Consider the following 21,367-nt stretch of genomic DNA (forward strand, 5'->3'; position numbering starts at 1 on the left):
TTGCAGGGGTTGAAGACGTGCTGATGGCGACGGACATGATCGAGCTCCCGGAGTCGGCGGAATTGACCTGGATCTGTAAACGGTCTATCCCTGATTGCACCTGTTTTCAGCACGCTATTCGGGGCATCAATGACTGTCAAAACAAGTATTGCCATGGTGTCAATTCTGCGCGACGGGCTCGCCAATGGTGTGGGCGTGAAGTACAAGCGCCTTGCCGATGCCGTGCACAAAAGCATTGTCGACGGCTTGATCGAACCCGGCTGCAAATTGCCGCCCCATCGACTGCTGGCCGATAGCGTCGGTGTGACCATCGGCACCGTCAGTCGCGCTTACGGCGAACTCGAACGAATCGGTGTGGTAGTCGCTCGCGTCGGTGACGGGACGTATGTGCGTCAGCAAGGGATGGAGCGTGTGCGAGACGCAGGCTTTCGCAATGTCAGCGACGAACCGCAGCCGTTTTTTGACATGAGCCGCAATCAGCCGATTCCGGGGCAGGAGGCGCTGTTTCTGACCCAGAGTCTGCACGCCGTGTCGCTCGATTCTGCAGCGATGCAGCGCGTCAGCGGCTACACCGCCGATGTCGGTTTGCAGCACTACCGCGAGGCGGGTGCACGTTGGCTTCAGCACGGTGCGTTTGCGCCGCACGCGGATCAGATTGTCTGCGTGAATGGCGGCCAGCACGGTCTGTTGTGTGCCCTGATGGCGCTGCTCAAATCCGGTGATACGTTGGTGACGGAACACCTGACCTATCCGGGGTTGATCAGTGTTGCGCGGATGCTGGGGATCAAACTCATCGGCATCGCGATGGACGATGAAGGGCTGATGCCGCAAGCGCTGGAGGACATTTGCCGTCAGCACCGGGTTTCTGCGCTGTACTGCACGCCGACGATCCAGAATCCTACGGCTGCGGTGATGTCCGTCGCACGACGCCAGGCGATTGCACAGGTGTGTCGTCAGCACAATCTGCTGATCTTCGAAGACGAAGCCCACGCGGTATTGGCTCAACAGCGACCGTTGCCGCTGAGCTATTTCGCCCCGGAGCGCTCGGTGCTGATCGGCAGTTTGAGCAAGGCTGTTTCAGCGGGGTTACGGGTTGGCTATCTGCACGCGCCGCAGCCGTTGATCGGACGCTTGAGCGCCGCGGTGCGCGGGACCTGCTGGATGGCCAGTCCGTTGACGTTGGAAGTGGCGAGCCTGTGGATAGAAAACGGCATGGCCGAGCAGTTGTTGGCGCAGCAAATTGCCGAGATCAGCCGTCGTAAATCATTGGTGGCGGGGTTGCTGGAAGGGGCGGTGTACAAGACTCATTCCCACAGTCCGCATTTCTGGATCGAAGTGCCTGAGCCGTGGCGGGCGTCGCAGATTGCGGCGGAGCTCAAGGAGAAAAATTATCGGGTGGCGACCGCGGAGGCGTTTGCGGTTGGGCATGCCGCCGTTGCGCAGTGTGTTCGGGCGAGTGTGTGTAACTCGGCGGGGGATGATCGATTGTTGTTGCGAGGGTTTGAAGCGCTGGCCGGGGCATTGGCAGAGACCGCGTAATCGTTCTTCGCGAGCAAGCCCGCTCCCACATTTGACCGCATTAATCCTGAAGAAACTCGGTCAAATGTGGGAGCGGGTTTGCTCGCGAAGGCGCCCTGACAGGCGCCAAAAATTTACTTGAACCGCCGCTCCACACCTTTCTCCACGAGAATTTTCGCCGAGATTTCTTCGACGGAAAAATGCGTGGAGTTGATGTGCGCAATGTTCTCGCGGCGGAACAGGTTTTCCACTTCTCGCACCTCGAACTCGCACTGGGCATAGCTCGAATAGCGGCTGTTGGGCTTGCGCTCGTTGCGGATCGCGGTGAGGCGGTCCGGGTCGATGGTCAGGCCGAACAGCTTGTGTTGATGGGCGCGCAGGGCGTTCGGCAGTGTCAGGCGCTCCATGTCGTCTTCGGTCAGCGGGTAGTTGGCCGCGCGAATACCGAATTGCATGGCCATGTACAGGCATGTCGGGGTTTTGCCGCAACGCGACACGCCGACCAGGATCAAATCGGCCTTGTCGTAATAGTGCGTGCGGGCACCATCGTCGTTGTCGAGGGCGAAGTTCACGGCCTCGATACGCTCCATGTAGTTGGTGTTGGCGCCAATGGAATGGGATTTGCCGACGGTGTAGGAAGAATGCTCGGTCAATTCCTGTTCAAGCGGTGCCAGGAACGTCGAGAAAATGTCGATCATGAAACCATTTGAGGTCGCGAGAATCTCACGAATGTCCTGGTTGACGATGGTGTCGAAAATAATCGGCCGGAAGCCGTCATTTTCGGCGGCTTTGTTGATTTGTTGTACCATGGCCCGCGCTTTATCCACGCTATCGATATACGGTCGCGTGAATTTGCTGAAGGTAATGTTTTCGAACTGCGCCAGGAGGCTTTGACCCAGGGTTTCGGCTGTGATGCCTGTCCCGTCGGAAATAAAGAAAGCAGATCGTTTCATTTGCACCTTGGGCCTTAAGCTAAAGACGAATCTTGGATATGATAGGCGCGGTTTGTTGGCCGCCAGTGGCCCGCATTCTCACTTATTTTCCAGGTCCAGGCCATACAGCTGGCAAACGCTCCTCCGAGCAGCCGGCTCCTGAGCTTTTCCAACACAGTTAGTGGAGAGATCACCTTGGTAGAGTACGTAGTTTCCCTCGATAAGCTCGGCAAACACGATGTTGAGCATGTGGGGGGCAAGAACGCATCCCTGGGCGAGATGATCAGTAACCTGGCAGGTGCCGGTGTTTCGGTGCCCGGTGGATTCGCCACGACAGCTCAGGCTTATCGTGATTTTCTGGAACTGAGCGGCTTGAACGATCAGATCCACGCCGCCCTCGATGCCCTGGATGTCGACGATGTCAACGCCCTGGCCCGCACTGGCGCCCAGATCCGTCAATGGATCATGGAAGCCGAATTCCCCGAGAAGCTCAACGCCGAGATCCGCACCGCGTTCGCCACGCTGTCGGCCGGCAACCCTGATATGGCCGTGGCCGTGCGCTCTTCCGCTACCGCCGAAGACTTGCCGGACGCTTCCTTCGCCGGTCAGCAAGAAACCTTCCTGAACATCCGTGGTGTGGAAAACGTTATCCGCGCCGCCAAAGAGGTGTTCGCTTCCCTGTTCAACGACCGTGCGATTTCCTATCGCGTGCACCAGGGCTTCGACCACAAGCTGGTGGCCCTGTCGGCCGGCGTTCAGCGCATGGTCCGCTCCGAAACCGGCACTGCCGGCGTGATGTTCACCCTCGATACCGAATCGGGTTTCCGTGACGTGGTGTTCATCACCGGCGCCTACGGCCTGGGTGAAACCGTCGTACAAGGCGCGGTGAACCCGGATGAGTTCTACGTCCACAAAGGCACGCTGGCCGCCGGTCGTCCAGCCATCCTGCGCCGCAACCTGGGCAGCAAAGCCATCAAGATGATCTACGGCGAAGTCGCCACGGCCGGTAAATCGGTCAAGACCATCGACGTCGACAAGGCTGATCGCGCACGTTTCTGCCTGAGCGACGCCGAAGTCAGCGAGCTGGCCAAGCAAGCGATGATCATCGAGAAGCACTACCAGTGCCCGATGGACATCGAATGGGCCAAAGACGGCGACGACGGCAAGCTCTACATCGTTCAGGCTCGCCCTGAAACCGTGAAGAGCCGTACCCAGGCCAACGTCATGGAACGTTACCTGTTGAAAGAAACCGGCACCGTGCTGGTTGAAGGTCGTGCCATTGGCCAGCGCATTGGCGCCGGCAAGGTTCGCATCATCAAGGACGTGTCCGAGATGGACAAAGTCCAGCCGGGCGACGTGCTGGTTTCCGACATGACCGACCCGGACTGGGAGCCGGTCATGAAGCGCGCCAGCGCCATCGTCACCAACCGTGGCGGTCGTACCTGCCACGCGGCGATCATCGCTCGCGAGCTGGGCATCCCGGCCGTGGTCGGTTGCGGCAACGCCACCCAGCTGTTGAAAGACGGCCAGGGCGTGACCGTTTCCTGCGCTGAAGGCGACACCGGTTACATCTTCGAAGGCGAACTGGGCTTCGACATCAAGAAGAACTCCGTCGACGCCATGCCGGACCTGCCGTTCAAGATCATGATGAACGTCGGCAACCCCGACCGTGCCTTCGACTTCGCGCAGCTGCCGAACGCCGGTGTGGGCCTGGCCCGTCTGGAGTTCATCATCAACCGCATGATCGGTGTTCACCCGAAAGCGCTGTTGAACTACGACGGCCTGCCGCAGGACATCAAGGACAGCGTCGACAAGCGCATCGCCGGTTACAACGATCCGGTCGACTTCTACGTCGACAAACTGGTGGAAGGCATCAGCACCCTGGCTGCAGCGTTCACCCCGAAAAAGGTCATCGTGCGTCTGTCGGACTTCAAGTCCAACGAATACGCGAACCTGATCGGCGGCAAGCTCTACGAGCCGGAAGAAGAAAACCCGATGCTGGGCTTCCGTGGCGCCTCGCGTTACATCAGCGAATCGTTCCGTGACTGCTTCGAACTCGAGTGCCGTGCCCTCAAGCGCGTGCGCAACGAGATGGGCCTGACCAACGTCGAAATCATGGTGCCGTTCGTCCGTACCTTGGGCGAAGCCAGCCAGGTGATCGATCTGCTGGCCGAAAACGGTCTGGCTCGCGGCGAAAACGGTCTGCGCATCATCATGATGTGCGAACTGCCATCCAACGCGATCCTCGCTGAAGAGTTCCTCGAATTCTTCGACGGCTTCTCGATCGGCTCCAACGACCTGACTCAGCTGACGCTGGGCCTGGACCGTGACTCCGGGATCATCGCGCACCTGTTCGATGAGCGTAATCCGGCGGTCAAGAAGCTACTGGCCAACGCCATCGCCGCGTGCAACAAGGCCGGCAAGTACATCGGCATTTGCGGTCAGGGTCCTTCGGACCACCCGGACCTGGCCAAGTGGCTGATGGAGCAGGGCATTGAAAGCGTTTCGTTGAACCCCGATTCCGTACTGGAAACCTGGTTCTTCCTGGCTGAGGGTCAGGCGCAGGCTTGATGTGAATGAAGCCCCGGTCAAGTGGCCGGGGCTTTAAGATTTGAGTAGGGCGGGCTCCTCTGGATGCCGCCCTTTTTTGTGCAAGAGCATTATGCAAAGCAGCAGCAACCTATTTCCTGTCGCCCTGATCAGCGCCGAACGGCGCGGCGATCTGAGCGAAGACGTTTACCGTTTGAAGCCGGGCAACAGCCCTGATGGCACCGTTGAATTGGCCGTCACGCGACTGGGCATGGCCGATGAAACGGCGGTGCGTGGCGTGCCGGTGATTCTGTTGCACGGCAGCTTTTCCAATCGACGCTTCTGGTTTTCCCCCAAAGGCTTGGGGTTGGGCGCTTATCTGACGCGTCTGGGATTTGATGTATGGATTCCGGAAATGCGCGGCCATGGCCTGTCCCAGCGCAATCAGAACTACCGCAAGAACCGCGTCGCCGACTACGCTCGTTACGACCTGCCGGCCATCGGTGCTTTTGTGCGCGAGCAAAGTGGCCAGGTCCCGCATTGGATCGGTCACTCGCTGGGCGGGATTACCCTGGCGGCGGCATTGGGCGGTGAGTACATCGGTGAGCCTGTGGTGGCGTCTGCGGCGTTTTTCGGCACGCAAGTCAGCCGCACCTACTGGCCGTTGAAAATACCGCCGGTGGAGTGGGGTGGACGCTTCATTCTCAAGCGCTTTGCGCAGCTGTCGGGCTCACGGCTCAAACGTGGCCCGGAAGACGAGCCGATTGGCCTGGCCCTGGAAAGCATGCGTTGGTACGGTTTGTTCGGGCGCTTTGGCGATGCCGACAAGGACTGGTGGGCTGGATTGGCCAACGTTCAGGTGCCGGTGTTGGCGGTGAGCGCGGTTGGCGATCATCAGGACCCGACGTGGGCATGCCACAAACTGTTCGAGCAGATTGGTAGCGAACACAAGCGGTTCATGAACCTTGGGCGTGAGCATGGCTTTGGCGACAATTTCGGTCACGTGGAAATGCTCGTCAGCAAAGCGGCTCAGGCAGAGGTCTGGCCGTTGGTGGCCCGTTGGCTGGGCGATCAACTGACGCCATTGTTGGGCGACAAGCCGGATCTGGCCGCGGCCATTTGAGCCCGATGCTCTAACAAGGGCATTTCGCTCTGATCGGCTTGAGGCTAAGATATGACGCATTGTGCTGTTCTGGTCATTTTCAGTGACTGAATTAACGTTTCATTCAGCGCGGCCAACTCGACTGTCTTCTTTTTTACAGGAGTTTCTCGATGAACCATTACCTCACGCCTGACCTGTGCGACGCCTATCCGGAGCTGGTGCAGGTGCTGGAACCGATGTTCAGCAATTTCGGTGGCCGTGATTCTTTCGGCGGCGAAATCGTGACCATCAAGTGCTTCGAAGACAACTCGCTGGTCAAAGAGCAGGTCGAACTCAAGGGTAATGGCAAAGTATTGGTCGTCGACGGTGGCGGTTCACTGCGTCGTGCTTTGCTGGGCGACATGCTGGCCGAGAAAGCTGCGAAAAACGGTTGGGAAGGGCTGGTGATCTACGGTTGCATTCGTGATGTCGACGTCATTGCACAGACCGATCTGGGCGTTCAGGCGCTGGCCAGTCACCCGATGAAAACCGACAAGCGCGGTATTGGCGATCTCAATGTTGCGGTGACCTTTGCGGGCGTGACGTTCCATCCAGGCCATTACATCTATGCGGACAACAATGGCGTGATTATCTCGCCAAGCCCGCTGAAAATGCCTGAATAAAGCGTTGCCAACAAAGGAGTGAGGATGTTCGAGGAAGAAAACGCGCAATGGGGCCTGGTGCATGCCCTGGTGCTGGACGGTAAAGGCGGTGCGCGTTCGATAGCCCGGACTGAACTCGATGACTTGCAGCTTCAGGCTTATGAAAGTCTGTGGCTGCACTGGGATCGCAGTCACCCGCAAACTCAGACCTGGCTGCGTAAATCCAGTGGTTTGAGTGAATTCAGCTGTGACCTTCTGCTCGAAGAAAACACCCGGCCGCGCCTGTTGCCGTTGCCGGATGCCGAACTGTTGCTGTTTCTGCGCGGGGTCAACCTGAACCCCGGCGCTGAACCGGAAGACATGGTCTCGGTGCGGATTTTTGCATCGGCCCAGCGTGTTATTTCCTTGCGATTGCGCCCATTGCGCGCAACCGATGAATTGCTGGTGCAGCTCGCCGAAGGCAAAGGGCCAAAAACGGCCTCCGAACTCGTTCTCTATATGGCGCAGTACCTCACCAACAAAGTGCAGGATCTGGTCAGTTGCCTCTCGGAAGTGGTCGATGACGAAGAGGAAAAACTGGATGCCGACGAACGGTATACTCCCGAGCACGGAGCCATTTTGCAGATCCGTCGCAGGGCCGCAGCGCTGAAACGATTCCTGGCGCCGCAGCGAGATATATTCGGTCAGCTGACACGGATCAAATTGCCCTGGTTCGTCGACGACGATGCGGATTACTGGAACGAATTGAACAACAGCCTGACCCGGTATCTGGAAGAGCTGGAATTGACCCGCGAGCGGGTGGGCCTGGTTCTCGAGGCTGAAGACAGACGCTTGAGCGTGCGGATGAATCGCACGATGTACCGCTTCGGGATCATCACCGGGATCTTTTTGCCGATGAGTTTTTTGACCGGTCTTCTGGGGATTAATGTGGGTGGGATTCCGTTCTCGGCCAGTCCGTATGGCTTCCTGATTGCGTGCCTGATGATGGTTTCGGTGGCGGTCGGGCAGTGGTGGTTATTTCGACGTTTGCGCTGGGTCTGAGCATGCGGCATGTGACCCGAGCAAATTTGACCGCGTCTTTCACAGACATCACGAGAGGTGCGTATGCACGATCCGTTTGAACAGTCTTTGCGCGACATGCTCAATGCATCACCGTCCACCCGGGACGACGATGCGTGCCTTGGGCGTGTACTGAAAACCGCCAATCGCCAGGTCGGCGCCGGTGATCTGTTCAGCCTGCTGGGCCGCTGGTTGCCCGCGCTGATGATCGCCCTCAATAACGGCTCGGCCCACATCTCGCCGGTATCCCGTCACCGTAAACCTACCGTTCGCACTGCTGATAAGGCTGATTGAATATGGAACTTGATCTCTGGACTCAGAGCCTCGTCACTGCAATGACTGCGTTATGGACCAAGGTTGCGAACTTCATTCCGAACCTGTTCGGCGCACTGGTTGTGCTGCTGTTGGGTTTTGTCGTGGCGAAACTTTTGGACACTTTGCTGTCCAAGCTGCTGGCCAAACTGGGTCTTGATCGCCTGATGGGCGGTACCGGTCTGACTAAATTACTGTCCCGGGCCGGTCTTCAAGTACCGATCTCTACCTTGATCGGCAAGATTGTCTATTGGTTCGTTCTGCTTATTTTTCTGGTTTCTGCAGCAGAATCCCTTGGACTTGAACGAGTTTCAGCTACGCTGGATATGCTTGCGCTCTATTTGCCGAAGGTATTCGGTGCGGCGCTGGTCCTGCTGGTAGGTGTCTTGCTGGCACAACTGGCCAATGGATTGGTGCGCGGCGCAGCAGAAGGCGTAGGTCTGGACTATGCTTCCGGGTTGGGACGTATTGCTCAGGGCCTGGTGATCATCATCAGTATCTCGGTAGCGATCAGCCAGTTGGAGGTCAAGACTGACCTGCTCAACCATGTGATCGTTATCGTATTGATTACCGTTGGTCTGGCGGTAGCGTTGGCCATGGGTTTGGGAAGCCGGGAAATTGCCGGTCAGATTCTTGCGGGAATCTATGTGCGTGAGTTGTATCAGGTTGGGCAACAAGTGCGTGTTGGTGAGGTCGAAGGCCAGATCGAAGAGATCGGCACGGTTAAAACCACATTGCTGACCGATGAAGGTGAGCTAGTCTCTCTCTCCAATCGGATTCTCTTGGAGCAGCATGTGAGTAGCCGCTAACCCGGCAAACCCTGCTAATGTACGCCGCCGCAAAATGCCCTGAATGGGCTGCGGCGGACATTGACCTGACTGTCGGCCCGACTTGTTTTGAATAAAGCTCAATCGCTCTCCACGCGCTACGACCCCCGCGAGCTCTCTGATGAGGAGTTGGTCGCGCGCTCGCACACCGAGCTGTTTCACGTAACGCGCGCTTATGAAGAACTGATGCGGCGTTACCAGCGAACATTATTTAACGTCTGTGCCCGATACCTTGGGAACGATCGCGACGCAGATGATGTCTGTCAGGAGGTCATGTTGAAGGTGCTGTATGGCCTGAAGAACTTTGAGGGTAAATCGAAGTTCAAGACATGGCTATATAGCATCACGTACAACGAATGCATCACACAGTATCGGAAGGAACGGCGAAAGCGTCGCTTGATGGACGCTTTGAGTCTGGACCCCTCGAGGAAGCGTCTGAAGAGAAGACGCCGAAACCCGAGGATAAGGGTGGACTTGATCGCTGGCTGGTGTATGTAAATCCGATTGACCGTGAAATTCTGGTGCTACGATTTGTCGCAGAGCTGGAATTTCAAGAGATCGCGGATATCATGCATATGGGTTTGAGTGCGACAAAAATGCGGTATAAACGTGCTCTAGATAAATTGCGTGAGAAATTTGCAGGCATTGCTGAAACTTAGTTCAGCGCAAATATCTCTTACGTGTAGGCAAGTTCTGATAGACTTGCCGCCGAGTTGTCCCCCGGTTTGAGGGACTGCTTTACAATCACCAGATGGGGATTTAACGGATGAAACTGAAAAACACCTTGGGCTTGGCCATTGGTACTCTTATTGCCGCTACTTCTTTCGGCGCTCTGGCACAAGGCCAAGGCGCAGTTGAAGGCGAGCTCAACTACGGGAAGAAGTACAACGACAGCGTTAAAGACGTTGAAGACGGTTACACTCCTGGCGCCTCCATCGGTTACTTCTTGACCGACGACGTATCGTTGAACCTGACCTACAACGCTGAAGATTACACCCGTTCGAACAACAACACTGGCAACCAGAAAATCGAAGGCGACAGCTTCGGTCTGAACGCTCAGTACCACTTCAACAACGCTGGCGACGCTCTGCGTCCTTACGTTCAAGGTGGTGTTAAGCACGGCAGCATGACCAACGTAGCCGCTAACGGCCACACTGGCCGTGACCAGTCGACTTTCCTGACTGCTGGCGCTGGCGTTAAGTACTACTTCGTAGAAAACGTTTACGCACGTGCTGGCGTAGAAGCTGACTACAAACTGGACAACGGCAAGTGGGACTACATCCCATCCGTTGGTCTGGGTGTGAACTTCGGTGGCGGCAACAAGCCAGTCGCTGCAGCCCCAGCTCCAGAAGTCTGCTCCGACAGCGACAACGATGGCGTGTGCGACAACGTTGACAAGTGCCCAGACACCCCAGCCAACGTAACTGTTGACGCTGATGGCTGCCCGGCAGTTGCTGAAGTTGTTCGTGTTGAGCTGGACGTGAAATTCGACTTCGACAAGTCGGTAGTCAAGCCAAACAGCTACGGCGACATCAAGAACCTGGCTGATTTCATGAAGCAGTACCCATCGACCACCACTACTGTTGAAGGTCACACCGACAACGTCGGTCCTGACGCTTACAACCAGAAACTGTCTGAGCGTCGTGCAAACGCCGTTAAACAAGTTCTGACCAACCAGTACGGTGTTGAATCCTCCCGCGTTCAGTCTGTTGGCTACGGCGAATCCCGCCCAGTTGCTGACAACAAAACTGCAGAAGGTCGCGCTGTAAACCGTCGCGTAGAAGCGCAGGTTGAAGCTCAAGGCAAGTAATTAGCCTTCAGCTCTGAGAAAAGCCCGGCTTAGGCCGGGCTTTTCTTTGTCTGCGATTTGGTGAGGCAGGTCAAAAATACTCAGACTGATTGACTTGCTTTTGCGGTGACTCACACCCCCACAGAGCTTGAGTTGCACTGGCCGCTACTGCGCCGATCACCAGAATGGCCGGGCTTTTCAACTCAAAGGCGCCGGCATCTTCTTCCATGGCTGACAGGGTGCTGCGGCATTCCCGTTGATGCGGCAGCGATGCGTTTTCGATCATCGCCACCGGCGTATCCGCCGCCATCGCGCCTGCCAACAATTGCTCGCGTATCTCGCTGAGCTTCGCCACCCCCATGTAAACCACCAGCGTCGTGCCACCTTGGGCCAGTGCCTGCCAGTTCAGGCTGCTGCCATCCTGGGTGTGGGCGGTGACCAACGTCACTCCTCGGGCAACGCCCCTCAAGGTCAACGGAATATCGCATTGCGTCGCGCCTGCCAGCCCGGCGGTGATGCCATTGACCAATTCGGTATCGACCCCGCGTTCGCGCAACCACTGCGCCTCTTCGCCACCTCGACCGAAGATGCACGGATCGCCACCCTTGAGCCGCACCACGCATTTGCCCTGTCGGGCATAACGCAGCATCAGGCGGTGAATGAACGCTTGAGGGGTTGAGCGACAGCCACCACGTTTACCCACCGGGATAATCCGCGCATCGGGGCAATGTTCCAGCACCGCTTCGTTGACCAGATCGTCGATCAGCACCACATCCGCTTCTCTCAGTGCCCGCACAGCCTTGAGCGTCAGTAATTCAGGGTCGCCGGGACCCGCACCCACCAGCCAGACTTTTGCGCTCATAGTGTTTTCCTCACGAGATGACGGCGATCGGCTGCGCAGTAGCAGCCAGCAAACGCTTGATTTCCGGGACGCACGAACCGCATTGCGTGCCGCAACCCAATTCCTGTTTCAAACCTTGCAAGTCCAGGCCACGGCGGATACCGGCGCAGACTGCGTTTTGGCTGACGTTTTTGCAGTTGCACAGGGTTTTGTTGCCGATCGAGGCGGCATCGATCTGCCCCGGTGGTGCGCTCAGGGGCGCGAGCAGCCAGCGCCGCAGTTGCTCATCGGCGCGACCTTCGAGCCACAGGCTTTGCAACCAGTGTTGGGCGAGAGTTTCACCCGCCAGGCGAATAGCGGTGATGCGCCCGTTCTCGATCCGCACTCGCTTGCCGATGGAGCGCCGTGGATCGTCGTATGCCAAAACCGGTCCATCGAGGAGCCCGAGGCACTCATCAATGTCACGCAGCAGTTTCGGGTCTGGCGCGAAGGCGCTGGCAGCGCGTATCAGCAGCGCGGGGCGCTCACGGCCGGCAAGGCTGAGGCTGGCGTAGGAAAACGCCTCGCAGAGGGTGCGTAGGCTCTCAAAATGCTGTGGGATGTCTCCCTCGATCAGCGCAAACAGGTGCCATGGCAAATGCACGGGCTCAAGGCGCACACCGCTGTGCTTGAGTTCCGGTTGTTTCGACAGTGGATCGAAGGCCGCAAGGGTGAGGGTGTTTACACCTCCCTTGAGGAAGCGGTCACCAAAATGCATCGGCAAAAACGCCTGCCCCGGGCGCACGCTGTCATCGCTGGAGACTGGCACGATCACGGCGCCACGACGGCTTTTCAGGCTGATCAAGTCACCTGGTTGCAGGCGATGCCTGCGCAACTCGTCCGGGTGCAGGCTCAACACCGCTTCGCTGACATGACCGAACAGCTGCGCCGCAGTGCCGGTACGGCTCATGCCGTGCCATTGATCGCGCAGGCGACCGGTGATCAGCGTCAGTGGGAAACGCGCATCCCGTTGTTCCTTGGCGGCGCGATACGGATCGGCGACGAATTGCGCGCGGCCGCTGGCAGTCGGGAAGATACCGTCGAGATAGAGGCGGGCGGTACCTTGGCGGGCGCCGGTCGGAAATGGCCATTGCTGCGGGCCGAGCTGGTCGATCAGCGCATGGCTGACCCCGGACAAGTCCAGATCACGGCCGCGGGTCAGTAATTTGTATTCGTCGAACACCTGCGCCGGTGTTTCAAAGGCAAACAGGCTTGAGGATTCGGGGCGTAAATGTTTTTCCAGCCGCTGCGCGAAATCCACCGTGATCGCCCAGTCCGGGCGCGCGGAACCAGGTGCGACGATTGCCCGGCGGACGTGGGAAATACGCCGTTCCGAATTGGTGACGGTGCCTTCCTTTTCACCCCAGCTCGCAGCGGGCAACAACAGGTCGGCAAACCCGGCGGTTTCAGTGGTACGAAACGCTTCTTGCAGCACCACGAACGGGCAGGTTTCAAGTGCCGCACGCACAGCCGTCTGATCAGGCAGTGATTGTGCGGGGTTAGTGCAAGCGATCCACAGTGCTTTTATTTTTCCGCGGCCGACCTGGTCAAACAACTCGATGGCCGTCAGCCCAGGGTTCTCAGGCAGTTGATCGACGCCCCAGTAAGCCGCTACATCGGCACGATGCTCAGGGTTGGCGGCGTCGCGATGCCCTGGCAGCAGGTTCGACAGACTGCCGGTTTCCCGCCCGCCCATGGCGTTCGGCTGACCGGTCAATGAGAAAGGTCCTGCGCCGGGGCGGCCAATTTGCCCGGTCGCCAGGTGCAAATTGATCAGCGCGCTGTTTTTCGCGCTGCCGGCGGTGGACTGGTTCAGCCCCATGCACCACAACGACAGGAAACTCGGTGTCGTACCGACCCATTCGGCGCATTGCTGCAATTGCTCAACGCTGATTCCACACAGCTGCGAAACCATTTGCGGTGTGTAATCGCGCACCAGGTTTTTCAGCTCGGTCAAACCGTCGGTGTGGGCCTTGATGAAGTCTCGGTCGATCCAGTCTTCCCACAGCAGCAGGTGCAAAATCCCGTGGAACAGGGCGACATCGGTCCCGGGAAGAATCGCCAAGTGCAGGTCAGCTAGATCGCACGTGTCGGTGCGACGCGGATCGATGACGATGACTTTCATCTGTGGTCGGCAGGATTTGGCTTCTTCCAGTCGACGAAAAAGTACCGGGTGGGCGTAGGCCATGTTACTGCCGACGATCATCACGCAGTCGCTCAACTCCAGGTCTTCATAACTGCACGGTGGCGCATCGGCGCCCAGGCTGCGCTTGTAGCCGACCACCGCCGACGACATGCACAGTCGCGAATTGCTGTCGATGTTGTTGGTGCCCACCAACGCCCGCGCCAGTTTGTTGAAGGCGTAATAGTCCTCGGTCAGCAATTGCCCGGAAATGTAGAACGCCACGCTGTCCGGGCCGTGTTCGGCAATGGTCCGGGCGAAAACGCTGGCGGCATGATCGAGGGCGGTGTCCCAGTCGGTGCGGCTGCGTGCCAGGCCTTTGCCCAGGCGCAGTTCGGGATAGAGCGCTCGCGCAGTCAGGTCACCGGTCAAATGCAGGGTTGATCCCTTGCTGCACAATTTGCCGAAGTTGGCCGGGTGGGCCGGATCGCCACTGACGCCGAGGATGCGCTCGCCGTCATGTTCGATCAGCACACCGCAGCCGACGCCGCAATAGCAGCAGGTAGAAGCGGTGATTTGACGGTTCATCAGCTTGCTTCCCGCAGGGCCAGCAGCACCCGACCATTCTCGACCCGTGCCGAGTGATGGTGGGCGCAGCCGATGTCAGGGACCAGGGCTTCGCCGGTTTCCAGGTCGATTTGCCAGTTGTGCAGCGGGCAGGCCACGCGTTTGCCGTACACCAAGCCTTGTGACAGCGGCCCGCCCTTGTGTGGGCAGCGGTCGTCGAGGGCGAAAACCTCATCGTCGCTTGTACGAAAAATCGCGATATCACCTTTCGGCCCGGCAATGATCCGCGAGCCCAGGGCATTGATGTCTTCCAGTGCGCAGATATCCAGCCAGTTCATGCCAGCACCTCCAGGTTCTTCAACGGAATGACGTCGAACTCTTTTTTCAGCTGCGGCTGCGCCAGGCGTTCCTTCCACGGGTCTTGCTCGAACGACAGCGAGAATTGCAGGCGATCATTGAGTGCCTTGCGCCGCACCGGGTCCTCCAGCACGGCTTTCTTGATGTGTTCCATGCCGACCCGTTGCAGGTAATGCACGGTGCGCTCCAGGTAGAAGGCTTCTTCGCGATAGAGCTGCAAGAACGCGCCGTTGTATTCACGAACTTCTTCAGCGGTTTTCAGCTTGACGAAGAACTCGGCGACTTCGGTTTTGATCCCGCCATTGCCGCCGATGTACATCTCCCAGCCGGAATCCACGCCGATGATTCCTACGTCCTTGATGCCCGCTTCCGAGCAGTTGCGTGGGCAACCGGAGACCGCCAGTTTCACTTTGTGCGGTGACCACATGTTGAACAGGTCATGCTCCAGTTCGATGCCCAATTGGGTGGAGTTCTGGGTGCCGAAGCGGCAGAACTCGCTGCCAACGCAGGTCTTCACGGTGCGGATGGATTTGCCGTAGGCGTGACCGGATGGCATGTCGAGGTCTTTCCAGACGCCCGGCAAATCCTGTTTCTTGATCCCCAGCAAGTCGATGCGCTGGCCACCGGTGACCTTGACCATCGGTACGTTGTACTTGTCGGCGACGTCGGCGATGCGCCGCAGTTCCGAAGGGTTGGTCACGCCGCCCCACATCCGCGGGACAACCGAATAGGTGCCGTCTTTTTGAATGTTGGCGTGGACGCGTTCGTTAATCAGGCGTGATTGCGGGTCGTCCTTTGCCTCACCCGGCCAGGTGGAAATCAGGTAGTAGTTGAGGGCCGGGCGGCACGTGGCGCAGCCATTCGGTGTGCGCCAGTTCAAGTAGCTGATGGTCCCGGCAATGGTCAGTAAATGTTGCTCGCGGATGGCCTGGCGGATTTGGCCGTGGTTGAGGTCGCTGCATCCGCAGATGGCTTTTTCGCTTTTCGGTTTGACGTCCGCCGCGCCACCCACGGTGTTGATCAGGATCTGCTCCACCAGCCCTGCGCAGGAGCCGCATGAACTTGCAGCCTTGGTGTGTTTTTTCACCTCGTCGACACTGAACAGTCCGTGCTCCTGAATCGCCTTGACGATGGTGCCTTTGCACACGCCGTTGCAACCGCACACTTCAGCGGTATCGGCCATGCTCATGGCTTTGTCCTGACCTTGATGCCCGACGTCACCTAGAGCGTTTTCACCGAACATCAGGTGATCACGGATCTCGTCGATGGCGTGACTCTCACGAATCTGCCGGAAATACCAGCCGCCATCGGCCGTGTCGCCGTACAGGCAGGCGCCGACCAGCACGTCATCCTTGATCACCAGTTTTTTGTAGATCCCGCCGATCGGATCGGAGAGGGTGATGGTTTCCGTGCCTTCGCCGCCCATGAAGTCGCCGGCAGAAAACAGATCGATGCCGGTGACTTTCAATTTGGTCGACGTCACTGAACCTTGATAGCGGGCGAAGCCCAATTGGGCGAGGTGGTTGGCGCAGACCTTGGCTTGCTCGAACAGTGGTGCGACGAGGCCGTAGGCGATGCCGCGATGGCTGGCGCATTCACCGATGGCGTAGACCCGCGGGTCGTAGGTTTGCATCGTGTCATTGACCAGAATCCCGCGGTTGCAGGGGATGCCGGATTTTTCCGCGAGTTCGGTGTTGGGGCGAATGCCAGCGGCCATCACCACCAGGTCGGCGGGGATGATGTCGCCGTTCTTGAATTCAACCGACCCGACCCGGCCATTGCCCCCGTCGTGCAGCGCCTGGGTTTGCTCGCGCAGGCGAAAGTGCAGGCCGCGCGCTTCGAGGGCGGTTTGCAACAGTTGACCGCTGGTCTTGTCCAATTGTCGTTCCAGCAACCACTCGCCGATGTGTACGACGGTCACGTGCATGCCGCGCAGCATCAGGCCGTTGGCGGCTTCCAGGCCCAGCAGGCCTCCGCCGATGACGACGGCGTGCTTGTGGGTCTTGGCGGTGTTGATCATGGCCTGGGTGTCGGCGATGTCGCGGTAGCCGATCACACCCTGCAAGGTGTTGCCGGGGATCGGCAAGATGAATGGGGTCGAACCGGTGGCGATCAGCAGGCGATCGTATTCGGCTTCGGTGCCGTCTTCGGCGATGACGCGGCGTTTGACCCGGTCGATCTCCACGACTTTGCGGTTGAGCAACAGCTTGATGTTGTTTTCCAGGTACCAGTCGAGGTCGTTGAGCACGATCTCTTCGAACGTCTGCTCACCGGCCAGTACTGGCGACAGCAGGATGCGGTTGTAGTTGGTATGAGGTTCGGCGCCGAAGACCGTGATGTCGTACAGCTCGTTGCTCAGCTTGAGCAGTTCTTCCAGGGTGCGAACCCCGGCCATGCCGTTGCCGATCATCACCAGTTTTAGTTTTTTCATCAGGTTCTCCGGGGAGTTCAGACCCGCCTCATCAGGGCTTTCAGGTCTTGCTCGACAATTTTGCGCAAACAAAAAAAGGCGTCCCGCTAGTTGCCTAGCGAGGACGCCTTTGTCCTTGTCCCGTTCTCTCGGGCAGCGCAGCCTTCTACGTTGAAGGCCGGGCTTTATGTGTGGTGAAGAAGGTAATGCAGTGGTTGTGCCAAGTGCTCCAGGTCAACGGGTTTGTTGGGTTTAGTCGTGGTTTCGGACTTTGGCAGGAGCGTTTTTGCACCGATTCAATGCACGTCGCCCGCAATTGGCGCGGCTTCTGTAGCAGCTGGCGAAGCCTGCGTCCGGCTGCGAAGCAGTCGCAATTTCAGACGACACGGTGTGCCAGGTTCACCCTATGTGCAGGGCCTACGACTGCTTCGCAACCGGACGCAGGCTTCGCCAGCGGCTACAAGGGATCTGTGTCAGCCATGAACCACTAGAAACAGCAACGCCAGATTAACCACCAACGACACCAGCGCCATCGTGCGCCAGACTTTCAACGGCTCGCGCTCCAGCAACGGCTTGGGGCGCACGCTCAAACTGCGCCGCTCGCCTTGCTCCAGCACCAGCAACCATTCCTCCGCCGTTTCAAAGCGCGCAAGCGGATCCGCCGTGACGGCAAGTTGCAAACACTGCGCGATCCAGTCGGGCACATCCGGCCGGTAGCGACTGGCGCTCACCGGCACGCCAAACCGGGGCCGCTGAAACGCTTCGATTTCGCCATAGGGATAGTGCCCAGTCAGCAGCCAGTACAACGTCACGCCGACGGCATACAGGTCTTGTTGCGGCGTCGGGATGCCCCCGCGAAAGGCTTCCGGTGCGATATAGCTGGGTGTTCCGGGCAGGGCCGAGGGTTGATCCTCGGACAAGCCCGGGCAGTAGGCGAGGCCGAAGTCCAGCAGGCGTAGCTCACCGTCGTCCCCCAGCAGCAGGTTGTCCGGTTTGATGTCGCGGTGCAGGATTTGTCGGCGATGCAGCAGCCCCACGGCGCGGAGCAGGCGTTCGGCCAGGTCTTGCCATTGAGCCAGTGGCAGTGGTCCGACACCTGCGTGCAGTTCTGCCAGCGTCGATCCGGAATATTCACGCATCACGTAGTACAAATGCTGACGCTGACTGGCGGCATGGACTTCAGGGAAATGCCGTCCGGCCACGCGTTTGAGAAACCATTCCTCCGACAGCAGTGCCTGCCCGGCCAAGTGATCGTCGCGCAGCGCACCGGGCAAGGTTTTCAGTAGCCAGGGTTGCTGTTGCCCATCGCGCACTCGGTAGAGCAGTGACTGCTGGCTCTGGCCGACGATCCCCTCGACCTGCCAGCCTTCGAAGGACTGACCGGGTTTCAGTGCAGGAGGCAGCGGCCATTGCTGCAAATGAATCAGTGCGTCGCCGATGCTCGTTTCACCGAGGGCGTCAACGCGCACCAGCAGGGCGCTGGCGTTGTCCTGGCTGCCGGCCAGGTGCGCCGCGCTGACCAAGGTCTGTGCGGCACTGTCCAGATCGGGCTGATCGCGCAAAATAGCGGCAATGGCCGTATCGCCCAGCACGGCCCAGATGCCATCGCTCAGCAGGACAAAACTTTCATTGAGGCGCAATTCGCCATCGAGAAAATCCAGCACCAGATGTTGGTCGAGGCCCAGCGCCCGTTTGAGCACATGTTGCATGCCCGGTTGGTCCCAGACGTGATCCTCGCTGACGCGCTGCAACTGATCCGCGTGCCAGCGGTACACGCGGCAATCGCCGACATGGGCCAAGGTAAAACGCCTGCCGCGCATGACCAGGGCGCTGACGGTGGTCAGCAGCGGCTGCCCACCGCCATTGGCCTGCAACCAGCGATTTTGCGCCAGCAGCAGACGGTCCAATGCCTGGGCGACACCCCAGGTTTCCGGGGTGGCGTAATAATCCAGCGCCAGGGCCTGCAAGGTCGAGCGAGCGGCGAGGCCGCCGTCGGCGCATTGGCTGACACCATCGGCAATGGCGAACAGGTAACCCTTGCTCGCCGCCAAGGCCGGGGCGGGCGTCACCAGGCGCAGGGCGTCCTGGTTTTCCTCGCGCGGCCCCGTGGCGCTGGCTTCGGCAAAACTCAATTGCAGGCTCATTGAGGCGTCAGACCCGAGCCGCCGTCACGGCGGCCGAACCCCAGGTGGTTCTCCAGCGACGTTTCACCCCGTGCAAGCCGAACCAGGCCAGAACACCGAGGCTGGCGAACAACCACAACGCCAGTTGGTAGCTGCCGGTGCTTTGCTTGATCGCGCCCATGCCGGCCGCCAACGCGAAGCCGCCGATGCCGCCGGCCATGCCGATCAAACCGGTCATTACACCAATCTCCCGACGAAAACGCTGCGGCACCAACTGGAAAACCGCGCCGTTACCTGCACCCAGACCGAGCATGGTGCAGACGAAAAGTGCCAGCGCCGCGTAGGAGCTCGGCAGATTGAAACCCACCGCCGCGATGCAGACGGCGGCCACGGTGTACATCGCGAGCAGCGTGCGAATACCGCCGAACCGGTCGGCCAGTGCGCCGCCCAAAGGACGCATCAGGCTGCCGCCGAACACGCAGGCCGCGGTGTAGTAACCGGCGGTCACCGGGCTCAGGCCGTACTGGTCGTTGAAGTAGCCGGGCAGGGCGCTGGCCAGGCCGATGAAACCACCGAAAGTCACGCTGTAGAAAAACATGAACCACCAGCTGTCGCGGTCACCCAAGGCCTTGAAGTAGTCGGCCATGGATTTGGCTTTCGGCCGCTCCGGTGCGTTTTTCGCCAGCCAGGCGAAGACGATAATGGTCAGGATCAGCGGGATCAGGGCGAAGCCGAACACGTTGCTCCAGCCGAATGCCGCGGCCAGCACCGGAGCAATCAGTGCGGCAAGCACGGTGCCCGAGTTACCGGCACCGGCAATGCCCATGGCTTTGCCTTGATGCTGTGGCGGATACCACTGCGAGGCCAGCGGCAGGGCGACGGCGAAGGACGCACCAGCCATGCCGAGGAAAAGGCCCAGCACCAGCGCTTGCTCGTAGCTGTGGATCCCGAGTTTCCAGGCGCCGAACAGTGCGCAGATAACGATCACCTGGCCGATCAGCCCGGCGGTTTTTGGCGACAGACGATCCGCCAGCATGCCCATGATAAAGCGCAGTACGGCCCCGGCCAGGATTGGCGTGGCCACCACCAGCCCGCGTTGTTGGGTGGTCAGGTGCAAGTCGGCGGCGATCTGCACAGCCAACGGGCCGAGCAGGTACCAGACCATGAAGCTCAGGTCGAAATAGAGAAAGGCCGCGAACAGGGTCGGGGTATGGCCGGATTTCCAGAAGCTTGAATTCATCGCGCACCTCAGCTGTGAAGAGTCTCGAGAAGGAGTCATGAGCTAGCAGGTGGGGCGCCTTTGGGCCGCACCACCGGCCCCGGGCTGTGGGGCCAAAACGAAAAAACGCCGCTACCCGATTCGCCAGGGGCAAATGAGGTGAGCGACGTCTTTGTCGTAGGTGGGGCAACCGCCGTTGGTTACCTGTGGTGATTACATAGCCAAATCTGTGCCAACAACCGAGACCTGGTGGAGATCGTTCCCACGCTCCGCGTGGTCACGCCGCCGTGGACGCTCTGCATCCGCTTCACGCTGTGACGCGGAGCGTCACGGGATGCATTCCCACGCGGAGCGTGGGAACGATCATCTGTGCCAGGTTCGGGAGATCGGTTACTGGAGCAACTCACTCATGGCAATGATCTGCTCCGCCACTTGAATCAGTTTCTGCTGGCGGCTCATGGCCTGGCGGCGCATCAGGGTGTAGGCCTCTTCCTCGTTGCAATGCTTCATCTTCATCAACAAGCCCTTGGCCAGCTCGATACGCTTGCGCTCGGCCAGTTGCTGGTCGCGGGCATGCAATTGGGCGCGCAGTGCCTGGTCGCTTTCAAACCGCGCCATGGCCACGTCGAGAATCGGCTGCAAGCGTTGTGCGTGAATGCCTTCGACGATGTAGGCACTGACCCCGGACTGGATCGCCTGACGCATCACGCCGGGGTCATGTTCATCGGTAAACATGACGATCGGCCGTGGCTGATCGCGGGTGACCAGCACCACTTGTTCCATCACATCGCGGCTCGGTGACTCGGTATCGATCAGAATCACGTCCGGGCGCACCGTTTCGACGCGCTCGGGCAGGTCGATGGTCAAACCCGATTCGTCGATCACCTCGAATCCGGCTTCAGTCAGCGCGGCTTTCAGGCGACCGACTTTTTTCGCAGTGTCGTTGATCAGCAGGATACGCAACATGTTCGCAGTCTCCT

Annotated in this window: 16 protein-coding genes and 1 pseudogene; 9 read left to right on the forward strand and 8 right to left on the reverse strand. The window is 59.1% G+C overall.

Annotated features, from left to right (window positions below; all coding sequences use genetic code 11):
- Window positions 1-129: 129 nt before the first annotated feature.
- Entirely contained in the window at window positions 130-1,539 is a 1,410-nt protein-coding gene (locus tag AB4N76_RS23230) for an aminotransferase-like domain-containing protein (protein ID WP_460163570.1), read from the forward strand.
- Between the two features lie 113 nt (window positions 1,540-1,652).
- On the opposite strand, the gene ppsR is transcribed toward AB4N76_RS23230, so the two are convergent.
- Entirely contained in the window at window positions 1,653-2,471 is an 819-nt protein-coding gene (gene ppsR / locus AB4N76_RS23235) for a posphoenolpyruvate synthetase regulatory kinase/phosphorylase PpsR (RefSeq protein ID WP_046027057.1), read from the reverse strand.
- 174 nt (window positions 2,472-2,645) lie between these two features.
- On the opposite strand from ppsR, the gene ppsA reads away from it, so the two are divergent.
- From ppsA to AB4N76_RS23275, 8 genes and pseudogenes are all read left to right on the forward strand, one after another.
- Complete coding sequence (gene ppsA / locus AB4N76_RS23240) at window positions 2,646-5,021, forward strand: phosphoenolpyruvate synthase (protein WP_046027056.1); 2,376 nt, start codon at window positions 2,646-2,648, stop codon at window positions 5,019-5,021.
- A gap of 91 nt (window positions 5,022-5,112) precedes the next feature.
- The gene (locus AB4N76_RS23245) at window positions 5,113-6,102 is read left to right on the forward strand and encodes an alpha/beta fold hydrolase (RefSeq protein ID WP_046027055.1); all 990 of its coding nucleotides are present in this window, start codon (window positions 5,113-5,115) and stop codon (window positions 6,100-6,102) included.
- Window positions 6,103-6,251: 149 nt separating this feature from the next.
- Window positions 6,252-6,743, forward strand: a complete 492-nt coding sequence (rraA, locus tag AB4N76_RS23250) for a ribonuclease E activity regulator RraA (RefSeq protein WP_046027054.1) — start codon at window positions 6,252-6,254, stop codon at window positions 6,741-6,743.
- A gap of 24 nt (window positions 6,744-6,767) precedes the next feature.
- A complete protein-coding gene (locus AB4N76_RS23255; RefSeq protein ID WP_046027053.1) occupies window positions 6,768-7,763 on the forward strand; it encodes a zinc transporter ZntB in 996 nt (331 codons plus the stop codon).
- 63 nt (window positions 7,764-7,826) lie between these two features.
- A complete protein-coding gene (locus AB4N76_RS23260) occupies window positions 7,827-8,075 on the forward strand; it encodes a hypothetical protein (protein ID WP_046027052.1) in 249 nt (82 codons plus the stop codon).
- Window positions 8,076-8,077: 2 nt separating this feature from the next.
- Complete coding sequence (locus AB4N76_RS23265; protein WP_008048604.1) at window positions 8,078-8,902, forward strand: mechanosensitive ion channel family protein; 825 nt, start codon at window positions 8,078-8,080, stop codon at window positions 8,900-8,902.
- Window positions 8,903-8,989: 87 nt separating this feature from the next.
- Window positions 8,990-9,579, forward strand: a pseudogene (gene sigX / locus AB4N76_RS23270) (RNA polymerase sigma factor SigX).
- A 107-nt stretch (window positions 9,580-9,686) separates the two neighbouring features.
- Complete coding sequence (locus AB4N76_RS23275; RefSeq protein ID WP_046027051.1) at window positions 9,687-10,730, forward strand: OmpA family protein; 1,044 nt, start codon at window positions 9,687-9,689, stop codon at window positions 10,728-10,730.
- A gap of 70 nt (window positions 10,731-10,800) precedes the next feature.
- Here the strand turns inward: AB4N76_RS23275 and cobA are convergent, their stop codons facing one another.
- From cobA to AB4N76_RS23310, 7 genes are all read right to left on the reverse strand, one after another.
- Window positions 10,801-11,571 carry a uroporphyrinogen-III C-methyltransferase gene (gene cobA / locus AB4N76_RS23280; RefSeq protein WP_460163571.1) on the reverse strand — a complete coding sequence of 257 codons (771 nt, stop codon included), beginning with the start codon at window positions 11,569-11,571 and terminating at the stop codon, window positions 10,801-10,803.
- A 10-nt stretch (window positions 11,572-11,581) separates the two neighbouring features.
- Window positions 11,582-14,299, reverse strand: a complete 2,718-nt coding sequence (locus tag AB4N76_RS23285; RefSeq protein ID WP_460163572.1) for a nitrate reductase — start codon at window positions 14,297-14,299, stop codon at window positions 11,582-11,584.
- The gene (gene nirD / locus AB4N76_RS23290) at window positions 14,299-14,616 is read right to left on the reverse strand and encodes a nitrite reductase small subunit NirD (protein WP_077430588.1); all 318 of its coding nucleotides are present in this window, start codon (window positions 14,614-14,616) and stop codon (window positions 14,299-14,301) included. The genes AB4N76_RS23285 and nirD overlap by 1 nt, the downstream gene beginning before the upstream one ends.
- Window positions 14,613-17,066, reverse strand: coding sequence for a nitrite reductase large subunit NirB (gene nirB / locus AB4N76_RS23295; RefSeq protein ID WP_077430587.1), 2,454 nt, complete (start codon window positions 17,064-17,066; stop codon window positions 14,613-14,615). Before nirB ends, nirD begins: the two co-directional genes overlap by 4 nt.
- A gap of 452 nt (window positions 17,067-17,518) precedes the next feature.
- On the reverse strand, window positions 17,519-19,189 hold the full coding sequence (locus AB4N76_RS23300; RefSeq protein WP_046027046.1) for a bifunctional protein-serine/threonine kinase/phosphatase: 1,671 nt from the start codon (window positions 19,187-19,189) through the stop codon (window positions 17,519-17,521).
- Between the two features lie 7 nt (window positions 19,190-19,196).
- The gene (locus tag AB4N76_RS23305) at window positions 19,197-20,408 is read right to left on the reverse strand and encodes a nitrate/nitrite transporter (protein WP_046027045.1); all 1,212 of its coding nucleotides are present in this window, start codon (window positions 20,406-20,408) and stop codon (window positions 19,197-19,199) included.
- 369 nt (window positions 20,409-20,777) lie between these two features.
- Window positions 20,778-21,353 (reverse strand): ANTAR domain-containing response regulator, encoded by a 576-nt coding sequence (locus AB4N76_RS23310; protein WP_046027044.1) that lies wholly within the window; start codon window positions 21,351-21,353, stop codon window positions 20,778-20,780.
- Window positions 21,354-21,367 lie beyond the last annotated feature (14 nt).

It is taken from the genome of Pseudomonas sp. S2_F03 (assembly GCF_054668335.1).